Origin of the sequence: Arthrobacter sp. KNU-44 (genome assembly GCF_051843155.1) — a bacterium.
Classification (GTDB): domain Bacteria; phylum Actinomycetota; class Actinomycetes; order Actinomycetales; family Micrococcaceae; genus Arthrobacter.
Map to the genome: position 1 here is coordinate 1,662,627 of NZ_JBPXNG010000002.1, position 15,278 is coordinate 1,677,904.

General features: G+C 64.3%; 16 protein-coding genes. 10 read left to right on the top strand and 6 right to left on the bottom strand.

The features are described from left to right. The first annotated feature begins 47 nt into the window (after positions 1–47). Complete coding sequence (locus ACSVHC_RS08495; RefSeq protein WP_437772297.1) at positions 48–1,442, top strand: MFS transporter; 1,395 nt, start codon at positions 48–50, stop codon at positions 1,440–1,442. Between the two features lie 65 nt (positions 1,443–1,507). Next, positions 1,508–1,840 (top strand): L-rhamnose mutarotase, encoded by a 333-nt coding sequence (locus ACSVHC_RS08500; RefSeq protein ID WP_437772296.1) that lies wholly within the window; start codon positions 1,508–1,510, stop codon positions 1,838–1,840. 116 nt (positions 1,841–1,956) lie between these two features. Here ACSVHC_RS08500 and ACSVHC_RS08505 read toward each other — a convergent pair whose 3' ends face one another. Next, positions 1,957–3,210: an acyl-CoA dehydrogenase family protein gene (locus ACSVHC_RS08505; protein ID WP_437772295.1), complete on the bottom strand. Its 1,254-nt coding sequence runs from the start codon at positions 3,208–3,210 to the stop codon at positions 1,957–1,959. Continuing rightward, complete coding sequence (locus ACSVHC_RS08510) at positions 3,207–3,998, bottom strand: SDR family NAD(P)-dependent oxidoreductase (protein ID WP_437772294.1); 792 nt, start codon at positions 3,996–3,998, stop codon at positions 3,207–3,209. Before ACSVHC_RS08510 ends, ACSVHC_RS08505 begins: the two co-directional genes overlap by 4 nt. A 110-nt stretch (positions 3,999–4,108) precedes the next feature. On the opposite strand from ACSVHC_RS08510, the gene ACSVHC_RS08515 reads away from it, so the two are divergent. Both ACSVHC_RS08515 and ACSVHC_RS08520 read left to right on the top strand, forming a co-directional pair. Continuing rightward, complete coding sequence (locus tag ACSVHC_RS08515) at positions 4,109–5,305, top strand: glycoside hydrolase family 76 protein (RefSeq protein ID WP_437772293.1); 1,197 nt, start codon at positions 4,109–4,111, stop codon at positions 5,303–5,305. Positions 5,306–5,314: 9 nt separating this feature from the next. After that, on the top strand, positions 5,315–5,833 hold the full coding sequence (locus ACSVHC_RS08520) for a hypothetical protein (protein ID WP_437772292.1): 519 nt from the start codon (positions 5,315–5,317) through the stop codon (positions 5,831–5,833). A 10-nt stretch (positions 5,834–5,843) separates the two neighbouring features. On the opposite strand, the gene ACSVHC_RS08525 is transcribed toward ACSVHC_RS08520, so the two are convergent. Continuing rightward, positions 5,844–6,446 (bottom strand): YdeI/OmpD-associated family protein, encoded by a 603-nt coding sequence (locus ACSVHC_RS08525; RefSeq protein WP_437772291.1) that lies wholly within the window; start codon positions 6,444–6,446, stop codon positions 5,844–5,846. Positions 6,447–6,770: 324 nt separating this feature from the next. Between ACSVHC_RS08525 and ACSVHC_RS08530 the strand changes: the two genes are divergently transcribed. From ACSVHC_RS08530 to tgt, 4 genes are all read left to right on the top strand, one after another. Next, entirely contained in the window at positions 6,771–7,310 is a 540-nt protein-coding gene (locus ACSVHC_RS08530; protein ID WP_059388553.1) for an NUDIX hydrolase family protein, read from the top strand. Between the two features lie 89 nt (positions 7,311–7,399). Beyond that, positions 7,400–8,431 (top strand): DUF6707 family protein, encoded by a 1,032-nt coding sequence (locus tag ACSVHC_RS08535; protein ID WP_437772290.1) that lies wholly within the window; start codon positions 7,400–7,402, stop codon positions 8,429–8,431. A 61-nt stretch (positions 8,432–8,492) separates the two neighbouring features. Beyond that, complete coding sequence (locus ACSVHC_RS08540; RefSeq protein WP_437772289.1) at positions 8,493–9,218, top strand: SRPBCC family protein; 726 nt, start codon at positions 8,493–8,495, stop codon at positions 9,216–9,218. Positions 9,219–9,269: 51 nt separating this feature from the next. Beyond that, entirely contained in the window at positions 9,270–10,604 is a 1,335-nt protein-coding gene (tgt, locus tag ACSVHC_RS08545; protein ID WP_437773949.1) for a tRNA guanosine(34) transglycosylase Tgt, read from the top strand. Positions 10,605–10,664: 60 nt separating this feature from the next. On the opposite strand, the gene ACSVHC_RS08550 is transcribed toward tgt, so the two are convergent. The 3 genes from ACSVHC_RS08550 to ACSVHC_RS08560 all read right to left on the bottom strand — a co-directional run bounded on the left by ACSVHC_RS08550 (position 10,665) and on the right by ACSVHC_RS08560 (position 13,859). Beyond that, positions 10,665–12,191, bottom strand: coding sequence for a DUF6297 family protein (locus tag ACSVHC_RS08550; RefSeq protein ID WP_437772288.1), 1,527 nt, complete (start codon positions 12,189–12,191; stop codon positions 10,665–10,667). A gap of 2 nt (positions 12,192–12,193) precedes the next feature. Beyond that, entirely contained in the window at positions 12,194–12,880 is a 687-nt protein-coding gene (locus tag ACSVHC_RS08555) for an ABC transporter ATP-binding protein (RefSeq protein ID WP_437772287.1), read from the bottom strand. A 277-nt stretch (positions 12,881–13,157) separates the two neighbouring features. Next, complete coding sequence (locus tag ACSVHC_RS08560) at positions 13,158–13,859, bottom strand: queuosine precursor transporter (RefSeq protein ID WP_437772286.1); 702 nt, start codon at positions 13,857–13,859, stop codon at positions 13,158–13,160. Positions 13,860–14,316: 457 nt separating this feature from the next. Here ACSVHC_RS08560 and ACSVHC_RS08565 point away from each other — a divergent pair, with 457 nt between their 5' ends. Both ACSVHC_RS08565 and ACSVHC_RS08570 read left to right on the top strand, forming a co-directional pair. After that, entirely contained in the window at positions 14,317–14,682 is a 366-nt protein-coding gene (locus tag ACSVHC_RS08565; protein WP_437772285.1) for an iron chaperone, read from the top strand. Positions 14,683–14,713: 31 nt separating this feature from the next. After that, on the top strand, positions 14,714–15,247 hold the full coding sequence (locus ACSVHC_RS08570) for a DUF6036 family nucleotidyltransferase (protein ID WP_439180813.1): 534 nt from the start codon (positions 14,714–14,716) through the stop codon (positions 15,245–15,247). Positions 15,248–15,278: the final 31 nt, after the last annotated feature.

Here is a 15,278-nt window from a genome sequence, read left to right on the forward strand (position 1 = left end):
GGAAGGCCCTTCCAGTGGCCCCAACGACTTGTCCAAAGGAGGACAATATGAAGATCGACGCGAGCAGGCAGCGAAGTTCAATCGAACCGCGACAGTCCAGCACCACGAGGAAGGCGGCAGCCAGCGGCTGGATCGGCAGCGCCCTTGAGTACTACGACTGGTTTATCTATGCACAGGCCGCCGCGCTGGTGTTTCCCGGCGTCTTCTTCCCCTCGGGAAACCCGACCGTTGCGCTGATCGCTTCGCTTGGCACCTACGCCGTGGGCTATGTAGCCCGCCCCATCGGCGCATTCGTCCTGGGACAGTGGGGCGACAAACATGGCCGCAAGAACGTTCTGGTCTTGGCCATGTTGATGATGGGCGCGTCGACCTTCGCAGTCGCATTATTGCCCACCTACGGCCAGGTCGGCGTCTTGGCACCCGTCTTGCTGGTTGCCGTCCGGCTCATCCAAGGCTTCGCGGTGGCCGGCGAACTGAGCGGTGCCAGCGCCATGATCGTGGAGCACGCACCTTTCGGCCGCCGGGGCTTCTACGCAAGCTTCGCGCTCCAGGGCACCCAGGCCGGGCAGATCATCGCCGCCGCGGTCTTCCTCCCGCTCTCTGCCATGCTCTCCAGTGAATCGTTCAAATCCTGGGGCTGGCGCATTCCGTTCCTCCTCAGCGCCCTTGTGGTGTTCGCCGGGTACATGATCCGCCGCCGGGTCGAAGAAACCCCCATCTTCACCGAAGAAAAGGCGCACCAAGAGATCCCGAAGATGCCGATCGTCCGCGTGCTGCGCGAAAGCGGTCTCGACGTGGTTCGCGCAATCTGCATGACCCTGGTCAACGTCGTCGGCGTCACGGTGGCAGTGTTCGGTGCGGCTTACGCCACCCAGCCGGGCTACGGCGTCGGCATGAGCACTACCGTCTACCTCTGGATCCCGGTCCTGGCCAACGTCGTCGCGCTGGCCCTCATCCCCTTGTTCGGAGATCTGTCGGACCGTTTCGGCCGCAGGCCGTTGATGATCTTCGGCTCATTGAGCTCCGGGGTGCTGGCCTACGCCTACCTGTACGCGGTCAGCCAGAACAACGTACTGCTCACCATCATCCTCTCGATCCTCATGTGGGGCACGCTCTACCAAGTCTGGAACGCAACGTTCGCCAGCTACTTCCAGGAACTCTTCCCCGCCCGCACGCGAGTCACGGGATTCGCCATCTCGCAGAACATTGGCCTTGTCATCACCGCGTTCCTTCCGAGCATCTTCACGGCAATCGCCCCGCCGGGGTCCGCGAACGTACCGCTCATCATCGGGTCCATCTGCTTCGGAATCTGCATCATCGGAGCCGTGGCTGCCTGGTCGGCCCGGGAAACGTACCGCATCCCCCTCAATCAGCTGGGCACGCCGGACGCGACGCCGGTTCCCCGCGAGGAGTACCGGCGGCTCAGGAGCGGCACCCGGTAAGCTGCGCGATTTGCGGTGATTCGCGGGCTTTGAATGAAACGATTCACAGTAGGAGGAGAACCCACATGCGCATCTGCTTCCGTTCCTCGGTCAAACCCAGCCAGATTCCCGAATATCGACGCCGTCATGCGGTCGTATGGCCGGAGATGCTCCGAGAACTCAAGGCGGCCGGCTGGAACAACTATTCGTTGTTCCTCGCCGACGACGGGCTGCTAGTGGGATACGTGGAATGCGACGATTTCGACGCGGCACGAGCCCGCATGGCCCTGACTGATGTGAATGCCCGTTGGCAGGCAGAAATGGCACTGCTGTTCGAAGACGACGCACGGGCGCCGGACCAGGGATTCGTCCAACTCACGGAAATCTTCAATCTCGAGGACCAGTTGTCCAGGGACTGAGGCCTCACGCTCAAACCGGGGCTTGTTTCCCATCGCCGCGCTTCAAGCTCCGGCCTGGGAAACGAGCCCCGGAATGGCGCCCTGTGCCGCCGTCAAAGCGGCGTCCCGGAAACCCCTCAAACGATCGCGGAGACCCCTGTCACGGCCCGGCCCACGATGAGCGAGTTGATCTCGAACGATCCTTCATACGTGTAGATCGCCTCGGCATCGGCAAAGATCTTGGCCATCCGGTAATCGGTCACGATGCCGTTCCCGCCCAGGATGGACCGGCCCATCGCCACGGTTTCGCGCATCCGGGCGCTGCAGTACGACTTGGCCAGTGCCACCTGGGCCATCTGGGCTCCGCCGTGCCGCACTCCCTTGCTGTCCGTGTAAATGTCCTCCTGCAGCTGGGCGATCCGCACCATCATGCCCATGCTGGCCACGGCGTTGCCGAGCATGTCCACCAATTGCTGCTGGATGAGTTGGAACTTCGCAAGCGGGCGGCCGAACTGCTGGCGGTCAAGCGCATACTGGCGGGCGACGTCGAATGCCGCCAACTGCTGCCCCACGGCCTGCCAGGCCACCATGAGCCTTGATCCGCGCAGCAGGTGGTTGGTGTCGCTGAAACTGTTGATCCCGGAAAAACGATCCGCCTCGGCAATCCGGACGTCTTTGAGGACAATGTCGGCGTTTTGCACGGTGCGCAGGGCAATCTTGTTTTCGATCTTGGTCCGTGTCACCCCGGGCAGCGTGCCGTCCACGATGAAGCCGCGAATAGCGCCGTCGGCTTCGTCCCGGGCCCATACCAGCATGTGGTCGCAGAACGTCCCGTTGCCGATCCAGCGTTTGGCGCCGTTCAGCACCCAGTAGTCGCCGCCGTCGTCGGCTCCCCCGGCGACCCGGCGGGCCACCGTCTGCAGGCCGCCGGCCACGTCGGAGCCGTGGTCCGGTTCCGTGAGCGCGAACGCTCCGGTGGTCCGGAGGTTGGAGGCGTCGTCGAGGTAGCGGTCCTGCTGGTCCTTGGAGCCGAACTCGTAGAGCGCTTCGATGAAGAGGTCGTGGTGGACCATGAAGAACGTGGCAATGGAGGTGTCCACGCGGGTCATTTCCGCGATCACCAACCCTGCGAACAGGTTGCTGTAGCCGCGGTGCGTGGGGGTGCTCAGGCGAAGCGCGGCGAGCTTGGGCAGGATGTGCGCCGGAAACTCGGCCTTGTCCCACCAGTCCTTGGCATACGGCGCGATTTCCGTGGCCAGGAATTCCCGGAGCTCGTTGAGCTTGCGCTGTTCCTGGACGCTGAGGAGAGACTCGAAATCGAAAAAATCTGCCGAAGGCAGGGAACCTGCCGAAGGTTCGACGGCGGCCGCCAGCTTGTGGGCCTGGCTCACTTCGGTGCCATCCGGATCGCGCCGTCGAGGCGGATGGTTTCGCCGTTGAGCATGGCGTTTTCCACGATGTGCGCCACGAGGTTGGCATACTCGGCGGGGCGGCCAAGACGGGCCGGGTGCGGTACCTGCTGGCCGAGGGAGAGCTGTGCGTCCTGGGGCAAGCCGGCCAGCATGGGTGTTTCGAAGATGCCCGGTGCAATGGCCACGACACGCACCAGCGAGCGCGCAAATTCACGGGCCAGGGGCAACGTCATCGCGGCCACGGCTCCCTTTGACGCGGCATACGCAGGCTGCCCGATCTGGCCGTCGAAAGCCGCCACGGAGGCCGTGTTGATGATGACACCGCGCTCCTCCCCACCGAGCTCGGTAGACGCAGGTTCGTTTTCGGCCATCGCGGCGGCAGCCAGGCGGATCACGTTAAACGTGCCCACGAGGTTGATCTGGACGACCCTGTTGAAGTTCTCGAGCGGCAGCACGCCGTCTTTGCCGAGCACCTTGCCCGGGGTTGCCACGCCGGCGCAGTTGACCAGGATCCGGAGCGGGCCCAGCGCGACGGCAGCGTCGACGGCGGCCTGCACCTGCTCTTCATTGGTGACGTCGGCGGGGACGAACACGGCCCTGCCGACGGCGCCCGAGGCATTGAGTTCGGCGGCGAGGGACTCCCCGGGAGATGAGTGGAGGTCAAGCAGCACCACGGATGCTCCGGCGTCGAGCAATCGCCTTGCGGTTGCGGCCCCCAATCCCGAAGCCCCGCCGGTTATCAACGCAACTGCGCCCTTGATGTCCATCCATCCTCCTCGATGCAGAACCAAAATCCGTTAATGAATGTTAACTGAATCACTTTGATTGTGCACTGGAGAGGGGCCTGCGGCCAAGCGCGCGGCGTTAGGCTGTCACCATGTCCGCCCCCGAGACGCCGCACCGCTCCTCCGGAACACCGGATTGGGCCGCGCGAGCCGACCACGCCGCACGTTCGGTGACCCGGCATTTCGGACGGCGCCTCCTCTTGCTTCCCGGAACGCATCTTGCGGCGTCGGTCCGGCCGTCAACGCGTTTTCCGGGTCAGCCCTGGAACTACTGGTGGCAGGCGCATTACGTCGATTGCCTCGTGGACGCCGGGTTGCGCGAACTGGCCTCGGGATCAAGGTTCGACGGCGGTGATCGCCCTAGCGCTGGCGAGCTCGCTTCACGCCTGGTCACCACTATCCGCTTGCGCAATTTCGTGCGCTACGTCAACAGCTACTACGACGACATGGCATGGCTCGCCCTCGCCGTCCTGCGTTTGGACTCCCTGGCCGGGCGGGCGCACAAGCCGGGCCGCCGACGCAACGCCCGGCTGCAGAAAATCCTCTCACCGCGGTTCGAGTTGGCCTCCACGGACGACATGGGCGGAGGCACCTTCTGGAGCACCAAACGCGATTTCAAGAACACCCCGGCCACAGCGCCGGTGGCCCTGCACTTCGCCCGGACCGGCAAGCAGGACCGGGCCCAAAGGCTCCTGGACTGGCTTGATGCCACGCTCTTCGAACCCACCCGCGGCCTGTATCTCGACGGCGTTTGGATCAAGGAGGGCAAGCTCGTCCTCGCAGAAGAGATCTACACCTACAACCAGGGCCCCGTGCTCGGCGCCTTGTTGGAGTTGGGTGGAGACGCGAACCTGGGACGCGCGGCCGCCCTGGTGGCCTCGGTGGCCGAACACTTGACCGTCCCCGGTCCGTCTGACGGGCCGGGGAGGCTGGTTCTTCGCGGCGAAGGCACCGGCGACGGCGGACTCTTCACCGGGATCCTCGTCCGCTACCTGGCGCTCGCCGCCGGAGACGTGCGGTTGCCCTCCGTTACCCGCATTACCGCCGGGCATCTCGTGCTCAACACCGCGGAGGCGGTCTGGGCGGGGCGGACTGTGCGCACCGACGCTGCCAACTGGACGTCCGTGAAAGACGACGACGGCTGGCTCATCTTCTCGACGGAACCCCAGCGTCCGGCCGCCGAGACGTATCCGGAGGGCACCGCCGTCGAACTCTCCAGCCAACTTCAGGCGTGGATGCTGCTGGAAGCCGCCACGCGCGTCCGGCAAATTGTCAGTGCCGGGGCCTAGTCTGGAGCTGTGAACCCGATCCCGAGCCCGATACCTGTCACCGTGGTCGGTGCACCGCCGGAATGGTGGCAGATCGTTGGCGCGCTCAGCCCGCTCGCTGTCCTGGTTGCGGCGATCGTTGCCGCGATCGTTGGCCTCCTGTCGCTGCGGCAGAAGGCGCGGGCGGATAACAGGTCCGAATGGTGGCGTCGAGCTCAATGGGCGCTGGACGCTTCCCTGTCCCGCAGCCGCTCGGAGGCCGAAATGGGCCAGAAAGCCATCGAGATTCTGGGCCAAAGCGAACTCGCGTCACGGGAGGAACTCGCCCTCCTCAAAGTGGGCACAGAGGATGAGCTCCTGGCAGCTGCCACAGCATCCGAAACCCGCGCCGTCGCCCCCTCGCAGCGTCCCGATTCGGTGAGCGCTGAAGACCGCAAGGTCCAGATCGCCGCAGCAAAGGCCAGGGTCTTGCTGGACCAGCGGCTCGGGGAAGACACTCCAGGCTGGATCGTCGCTCTATCCCGAGAGAAGCCCGAAAAGCCCGAGTAGATCCCCGCGGTTACTCTGCCACCGCGGGCCTTTTCTTCTGCGGATACGGTGTCTCCTGCCGGGCCAACATCTCGACAAAGCCAGCGATCTTCCTGGCCCGCGTTTCCGCCTTCTTCACAGAGTTGGTGCGGTAGATCAGGGAATAGCGGTTGACCGCGGTCAGCACATCGAACATCGCCTGGGCCGCGGGAACTGCGGCGATGGCGGCCGCGAGGTCCTCCGGGACTTCCGCGTCCGCTTGGCCCACGTAGGCGGCTTCCCAACGCCCGTCCGCTTTGGCGCTGTCGACGGCGGCCCATCCGGCCGGGGTCATCTTGCCTTCAGCTTCCAAACGGGCAATGTGCCCCACGTTCCTTTTGGACCATGGGCTTTTGGGGCCGCGCCGGGTCATACGCTGGAAGACGCTTTCGTCGTCGCGCCTTCTGCCTTGGCCGTCGATCCAACCGAAACAAAGGGCCTCATCCAAGGCAGCGGCGTAATCGAGTTCCGTCACGTTGCCGCCCTTCTTGTGCAGCACGAGCCACACGCCAGGGCTATCGGCGCCGTTCTCTTCGAGCCAGGACCGCCACTCGGCAGCGTCTTTGACGATCAATTCTTCAAGTTCAACAGCCATGGCCCCATTCTGGTGCCAGCTAGGCTGTGACGAAAGCCCACGCACTACATGCCCAACCCTCGCTCACCTATATGGGCGCTTCCCGAAACGCCCGCTCATATATATCGGCCTTTCTCGAAACGCCCGCTCACCAATACTGGCCTTTCCCGAAACGCCCGCTCACCTCATCTGAGCGCGGGATCCCGATTTTGGCCACATACGTGAGCGAGCGTCGCCCGAATGGGCGATATAGGTGAGCGAGCGTTCCGGGGTTTGGGCTCGACGCAATCCTGGCTGTCTGATTCGTACGGCATGGAACTGCATGGGATGGGGTAGAACTTAACCATGAGTGTTCGTACCCCTGACCCGTACTCCGGTTGGCTTTCCGATGAAGACCTCTTCGAAGCCCGCGGCCGCCTCCCCATGGTTTACGTGGAGGCGGTTCCCGTGCGCCTGGATCCACTCGGATTCGTCAACGAGGTAGGTACCCTGCTCCAGGGCGACGCCGACGGCACCATGGTCCGATCCTTCGTGTCCGGCCGCGTGCTGTACCGCGAAACCATCCGGGCCGCGCTTTTGCGGCACATGGAAAAGGACCTCGGGCCCCTGGCCTTCCCCCAGTTGCCCGTCAGTCCCGTGCCGTTCACGGTGGCCGAATACTTCCCGGCGCCGTCGCAGACCGGCTTCACGGACGACCGCCAGCACGCAGTGTCCCTGGTCTATGTCATCCCCGTGACGGGCGAGTGCGAACCGCGCCAGGACGCCCTCGAGCTGACGTGGATGACGCCGCAGGAAATCCTCAGCGACGACGTCCAGCAGGAATTCAGCGGCGGTCGAGGCAATCTGGTACGCCAGGCCTTGGCTTTTGCCGGCGTCGGACAGTAGCGGCAGCGCGGGCAGTAGCCACCTCCCCGATTTGTCGGGTGGGTTTTATAGACTGTTGGGCGGACCCCAAGAGAACCAAAGGACTTCCGATGACTCACAGCCCGGCCGGCCAGCAGTACCGTGAAAAGCAGGCTGGGGCCCTGCAAATCGGGGACTACCTGTTCCTCCCTGGGGAGGGTCCCGCGGAGGAAATCACGCACGTCGAGCTCGAACACGACGATTTCGGCGTGCCCGCACTCATTCTGGTGACCACGCTCGACGGCGGAAAAGTGCGGATCGCGATCGGGTCCAGCGTCCCGGTGGGCGAAGCAGCTGTCGTTCCCGACGACCACGCGCTGCCCACGGAAGATCCGGCCACGCTTGCGGAGCCGGTTTCCGGCGACGCGCCCGACGCCGGTACCTCCGACGCCGGTGACTCACCCGCGGAAGCCGTTCCAGCCGTCGTCGTACCTCCCTTGCCTCCGGTGGCACCGACTGTCAGCCGGCCTGCGGGGCCGGACCCCGAGCAGCTCGCGCTGATCCCGGAACCGACCGACTCGCCGGAGGACGTCGTGGCCGCCGCTGCCGAAGCGCACCCGGGCAGGAACGGCGTCGCGGTACTGAGCGAACGCCTCATCAAGGGCATCAACACGAAGTCGGGAAGCTGCCTGCGGGATCTGAGCGACCTGGCCCACGATGTTTTCATCGAACTGCGGGATCCGGACCACGCCCTCGCGGTGGCCGATATTCTCAACGTGCTCCCCTACGACGGAAACCGCGACCGGTGGATGTCCGTTGAACGTTCCCTCGCACTTTCCAGCTTCATTTGCCGCGAGCTCGGCCAAACGGAACGCGCGGAAGTCTACGATCAACTCCTGCAAGCGCCGGACACCGTGGAGACAGACCCGTTCAAGGCCCGGATCGCCGCCAAGGTCCGGCAGCGCGGGCTCAACGAACCGAACCTGTACGACAAGGAAATCTTCCGCTCCATCGACAACGGCAACCGCGATGCCGAGCGTGAATGGCGGCTGCTCCGGCTCGAAACCCTGCTGTTCCTCCGTTCGCACGGCGGCTCGAACACCCTTGGCGTAGGTGAACTCGATCACCGGATCGCGAACGAACTCGAGGCCGTGCGGGCCTAGGCGCTATCGGAGGATTTCGCAAGACCTGTCGCGTTCGCGCCAAGGGCGGTAGATTCGGGCCATGACGAACAATCTGAGCGTTGTTGTTAATGCCGACGCGCAGCAAGTTTGGACTTCGCTGCGCGAACCGTCGCTCGTGGCTCAATGGCACGGCTGGGAGGCCGACGAGCTTGCCGACGAAATCAACCAGATCTACTTCAGCACCGCCGTGGTCGAGGGGCCTGACCACACAAGCCTCACGGTGAACGGCGGGGACGTCTTCGAACTGACCCCGGTCAGCGGAGGCACCGAAGTCCGCGTGACGCGGGCCGCCTTGGACCACGATTCCGAATGGGCCGCGTGGGACGAGGACATCACCCAAGGCTGGCTGACCTTCCTGCACCAGCTCCGATTCGCCCTGGAACGCCATCCACACGGGCACCGGCGTACGCATTTTGTCTCCCTGCCCGGCGGTAGCGGCTCCGGGATCCAGAAACTTGGCCTGGCCAACGTCCCGGCTCCCGGGGAGGAATACTCACTCACGCTCCCCACAGGCGAGGCCCTTTCCGGCAAGGTCTGGTTCCGGAGCAACCACCAGGTTGGCCTCACCGTTCACGGTTATGCGGAACACGGGGATGGGCTGCTGATTGTGGCTGACCAGCCGGTGATTCCGGAGAAGAGGCCCGACGGCGGCACTATCGTGATCGCTTCGACCTACGACCTGGGCGCGGCCAGTCTGGACTCGATCCGCTCCCACTGGGACGGCTGGAAGGCTGAGAACTACCCCACAGAGGTGCATTCGCACTGACGATTCACGCTCCGGGGCTGGCAGACTGTAACGGTGCCAGCCGATTCTTCACTGCCTGCTTCCGGGTCTAACTCCAAGTCCGATCCTTCCGCGCTCGGGGCTGCCCTTCAGTCCGCATTTTCCTTCGAGGTAGGTACGCGGCTCAGCGAAACGCGCCCGCCGTCGTCGGGCCCTTTGAACGCCGACGGCGACAGCCGCCACGGCGGCGGCAAGCGCGGGGAGTTCCTGGGCCGCACCGGTACCATCACCACACCGCACGGCCAGATCCAGACGCCCGCGTTCATCGCCGTCGGGACCAAAGCCACGGTCAAAGCCGTGCTGCCCGAATCCATGAAGGAGCTCGGCGCGCAGGCTTTGCTGGCCAACGCCTACCACCTATATCTGCAGCCTGGACCGGAGATTCTGGACGCGGCGGGCGGACTCGGCGCGTTCATGAACTGGGACGGGCCGACGTTCACGGACTCTGGTGGATTCCAGGTGATGAGCCTCGGCTCGGGGTTCAAGAAGGTCATCGACATGACCTCCGTGGATGCGTCCGGGCCTGACGACGCCGTGGCCCCGGGCAAGGAGAGGCTGGCCCACGTGGACGAGGACGGCGTCTGGTTCAAGTCGCACTTGAACGGGGACCGGCACCGTTTCTCCCCGGAGATCTCCATGCGGGTGCAACACCAGATCGGCGCCGACATCATGTTCGCCTTCGACGAGCTGACCACGCTGCAGAACTCGCGCGGCTACCAAGAGGAATCCCTGGAGCGGACGCGTCGCTGGGCTGAGCGCTGCGTGGTGGAGCATGAGCGGTTGACAGCTTCCCGGGTGGGCAAACCCTACCAAGCCCTATTCGGCGTCATCCAGGGTGCGCAGTACGAGGACCTTCGCCGTAAGGCCTGCCGGGACCTTGGCGGCATGCCGTTTGACGGTTTCGGCATCGGCGGTGCCTTGGAGAAGGAGAACCTCGGCACCATTGTGCGTTGGTGCAACGAGGAACTTCCCGAGGACAAGCCCCGCCACCTCCTGGGCATCTCCGAGCCGGACGACATCTTCACGTCCATCGAAAACGGCGCCGACACCTTCGATTGCGTCTCCCCCACCCGCGTGGCCCGCAACTCGGCGTTCTACACTCCGTCCGGTCGGTACAACCTGTCCGGGGCGCGCTACAAATCGGATTTCGGACCCTTGCAGGATGGTTGCGACTGCTACACCTGCGCCAACTATTCGCGCGCGTATATCCACCACCTGTACAAGGCGCATGAATTGCTCTCGCATACGCTCATCTCCATCCACAACGAGCGCTTCGTGGTGAAGATGGTGGACGACGCCCGCTTGGCCATCGAATCCGGGGACTTTTTCGAGTTCAAGGCCGAGACCTTAGGGCAGTACTACTCGTAGGTCTCGGTCGCTTCCCGCCGTCGAGATCGCTGGAACCGTGCCCTCGCGCCTGGAACCACATCAGGGGCGGTCCGCGGTCGTCACTCCGATCACCAGGAGCACCACGTTGAGCACGACGGCGGGCGTGACCAGCAGCTCCGGGGCGTTGAACAGCATGCCCAAAGCCAAAGGGACCAGGGCGAAGAGGCACAGAACGTAGCCTCGGATCCTGGTTCCCAGCATGGCGGGTCCGCTCCGTCCAAGCTGCATCAGGTACACCAGCTTGGTCAGGTCTTCCTGCTGGCGGAAGGCTCGTCGCAGCATCCCCGCGCCCAAACCACCGCCCGCCGCCGCGCCTAGGACGAGGAGCTCCACCCGGAAGCCGCCCGCCAGCACGAAGAATCCGGCAGCCGCCGTCGTCCACAAACCCATCAGCATGACCGGCAGCGCGACGTGGACCCAGCGCGAGGCCGTCCTGGAGATCGGCAGGAGGGCGTCGAGGCTGGGAGCCATGCGCAACTGCCAAAGCGGCCCGGCCGCCGCGGTGGAAGAGAATATCGCTGCGGCAAGCAGCAGAGGAAGCAGGATGATAGGTGAATCGAACGTCCGGACCAGCCCGGTCAAGGGAACGACGGCGAGGCCCAGGCCCCAGCGCCACAGCCGGGCGGGTTGTCGAGCGAGCACGGTTGCCTCCGCGTGAAAGAGCGCGCCCGCTGCCGTGCGCGGCGTCCCCGGGAGCTTCACCCGGCTCCGTTTGCCGCCGCTGGAAAGCGAGGCACTGAGCTCCCCCGTGTCCATTAGTGTGAGCGCAGCTTGGACATGTCCCCTCGCGGACCCTGCCTTGAGCAGCGATGTCGTGCGGACGCTGGAGAGCTTGTTTCGCATGGCGAGCGCCGCGGCCATCAAAGCGACTGCAGGGGCGACGGCGAAGACCCAGTTTCCTTGCAGCGTCCCGAAAAGCATTGCTCCGAGTGCGGCCGAAGCGGCAGCCAACAGCCACGAGGTTGCCCGGCCTTGCGGCCGGGCGGGCGTCTGCGGCCGGCCCGGCGCTGCCAAGCGGGTCTGGGCGAACGCGGCCAGCGCGAGGATAGCCGCGCCTGTCAGTGCCCCTGCCAGGACCCGTCCGGCAAACACCACCGCGTTCGAGCCGCTGATGACTGCTACCGGAATTGTGGTGAGGGCCCCGACAACGGCGGCAGCCCAGACTGCGCGGCGCAAGCCTCGGGCTAGAAGCGGCTCGCGGTTGATAGCCAGCGAGTACCACCAGTGCCGCTGATTCGCCGTGATGGCCAGTGGCCCGAGCCTGCCCGCCACCCAATAGGCCGCGAGGCCCAAGAGCCCGAACCCGGCCACTAGGCCGTATTCAACAGAGACGACACCGTAGCCAGCCGAAATCAGGTGACCGCCGAAGCCATGCTCCGCTGCGGCAGTGAGCCCATTGAGGAGGCCTGTCGCATAGATCAAGCCGACGCCGAACGTCAGGAACTGGATGTATAGCTCGTTGAGCCTGGAAAGCAAGGACTGGCCGCGCGGGCGGATGACCTTGCGCGTGGCACTCTCGGGGTCGAAGTCCACGAACTCCGGCTGCGCTACGGCAGCAGTAGACATGCTCACCTGCGGATCCTCGCCACAGCCTCGTCGGTGCTAACCACGCGTGCCCCGCCGTCGTCTACTATTACCGCCCGGGTACACGCCGCTTGGGCGACGTCCGCATCGTGAGTGACCATGACGACGGCGGCACTCTTCTTGGCAGTCCGCGCGATCCGCTGCGCGAGCAGGCCGCGCATGCGGGTATCGAGCCGCTGCTCCGGTTCGTCCAGGACCAGCAGCTCGAAGGGGCGGATAAATGCCGAGGCCAGCAGGAGCTTGCGGCGCTGTCCCGAGGAAAGCTGATCGGGAAACGCATCCGCCACCGTTTGGAGCTCGAAGAAGCCGATCTCTCCCTCTACGGCAGCATCGGGGTTGGCGAGGCCATGCCCCCGGGCCACCAAGGAAAGGTGCTCGCGGACCGTGAGTGAATCAAAGTAGGCATCCTCGTCCAGCAGGACCGAGACCTTGCTGCGAAAGAGGGCCGAGCGGTCGTCCGGCATCAAGCCAAGAACGTGGGCATCGCCCTCAATGGCAGCCTGCGCGCCTATCATCGTCCGCAGCAGAGTGGACTTGCCGGCACCGTTTTCGCCCACCATCCCGAGCACTTGCCCGGAGAAAACCTCGACGTCGAGCGGCCCGCACACTGCATGCTCGCCATAGCCTGCAACAAGATTCTCGGCCGTGAGCACGGCGTTTCCCAGCTTCATCCTCTGAAACTACCGGACTTCCCTGCGGTTCACCTGAGCCAACAACGCCCGCTCACATATATGGCGTCCTGAGCCAACGCCCGCTCACATATATCGCGTCCCGGGCCAACGCCCGCTCACATATATCGCGTCCCGACCCAACGCCCGCTCACATATATCGCGTCCCGACCCAACGCCCGCTCACATATATCGCGTCCTGAGCCAACGCCCGCTCACATATATCGCGTCCCGAGCCGACGCTCGCTCACATATGCGGCCCGCGTCCCGGATTCACTGCTCAGGCCCAGTAGCTTGGCTCGCGCTTCTTGATCCAGCCAATGACCAAGGACGTCACGGGCACAAGGATGTATTGGACACCGGTCTTGTACAGGAACCCGGTCAGTAAGTAGTTGATGAAGCTTCCAAAGTCTGTGATGCCGATAACCGAGGCAGCGATGCTGCAGAAGATGAGCGTGTCCACGAATTCCCCCAACCCGGATGACCCCATGAGCCGGGCCCAGAGGGTTCTCTCACCCGAACGGGCTTTCATCTTGACGAGGATCCACGAGTTGATGGTCTGACCGGCGAAAAACGCCAGCAACGAACCTAGGACGATCAACGGGACGGGGCCCAGCGCTCCCTCGATGGCTGCCTGTTTGGCGGTGCCATAGTCGTCATTGAAACCGGGCAGCGCGATGATGATCCAGTAGCAGAGCGACGCGAATGCTGACAGGGCGAACGAGGTGACGATCGCTTTGCGGGCAACCTTGAATCCATAGATCTCGCTCATCACATCGCCGAGGATGTAGGCAAGCGGGAAGAGGAAGAATCCGCCGTCGGTAATGATCGGACCGAAGACGACGCCTTTGGCAGCGCCAATATTGGACAGGATCAGCACGACCGCCATGCATGCCAGCATGATGCCGAAGTACGGAGAGCCTATCGACGCGAAGCGCGGCGCGGGTTTACTCAGGGTCTGGGATTCTGATGATGACGTCATCGCTTGTCCGTTCATAGTGGTTCGCGCAGGCGGCCGGAGTTGGCACGGCGCCCCGCTGTATTAGCACTGGTGGTGGACCCGCCTGCAAAACCGCGGAGCCTCCCCCATTCTCGCATCGAGGAATCGAGAATTGTCAGGCAAACTCGCCACCGCCCACGATACTCATCTCCCCAGGTGAGCGAGCGTCCAGCCAAAACCCGACATACGTGAGCGAGCGTCCAGCCAAAACCCGACATACCTGAGCGAGCGTCCGGCCAAAACCCGACATACGTGAGCGAGCGTCCAGCCAAAACCCGACATACCTGAGCGAGCGTCCGGCCAAAACCCGACATACGTGAGCGAGCGTGGGAGTCGCCCGGAACGTCTTCGACCCCCTCTGGCGGGGCGGCGCGGGCTAAGGCAAGCTTGGTCCAAGACGGGCTGACCGGCGGGATTTGGGACGGAACGAGGGACGCGCATGGCGGAGCACTTTGACACGGTGGACGAGTACATCGCGTCGCGTCCAGACGAGGTTCGACCCATCCTTCACGAGATTCGACGGCGGGCCCTGGCAGCGGTGCCCGGAGCCGGGGACAGGATCAGTTACGGTATCCCCACCATCACGCTCGACGGCCACTATGTGTTGTATTTCGCGGCGTGGAAGCACCACATTTCCGTCTACCCAGTGCCCGACGGCGACGCGAACTTTGAGCGGGAAATCGCCCCATTCCGGGCGGCCAAGGGCACATTGAAGTTCCCCCTAGGGAAGCCGATGCCGTATGGGCTCATCGAAAAAGTAGCAACGCTCCTGGCTGAGCGCGAGCGGCAGCGGGGCGGCTACTGACAATCGGCCGGTGCGGGGGTACGGTACAGCCATGCGCCGCGATGAGCTCGAGCACGCCATCCGGGCCGCTACGGATATCATCCACGGCGACCGGGTGATCGTGATCGGCAGCCAGTCAATTCTGGGATCCTTCACGGAGGACCAGTTGCCTGCGTCCATCACCATGTCGGATGCCGTCGACATCGCCCCGTTCTCCGACGACGACGCCGGCACACTTGCTGACAGCATCGACTCCGCCCTTGGTGAGTGGTCACCCTTCCACAAGGAGTTCGGTTTCTATGTCCAGGCAGCCGAAAGGGAGACCGCGGTGCTCCCGGAGGACTGGGAGTACCGCCTTGTCGGTGTGCGCAATGAGCGGACCCGGAACAGCACCGGGCTTTGCTTGGATCCCTACGATCTCTGCGCGGCGAAGCTCATTGCGGCACGCCCCAAGGACCACGCGTTCGTTCTGGCACTCATCGAGTCATCCCTCATCGACCGCGTCCGGCTCGTCGACAGAATCAGGCTGATAGACCCCTCCGAGCCTCGCCGCGCTGCGGCTTTGTCTTGGGCCATGTCCGTTTGACCCGGGCCAAACCCGTCCGAAACCGCAGGAG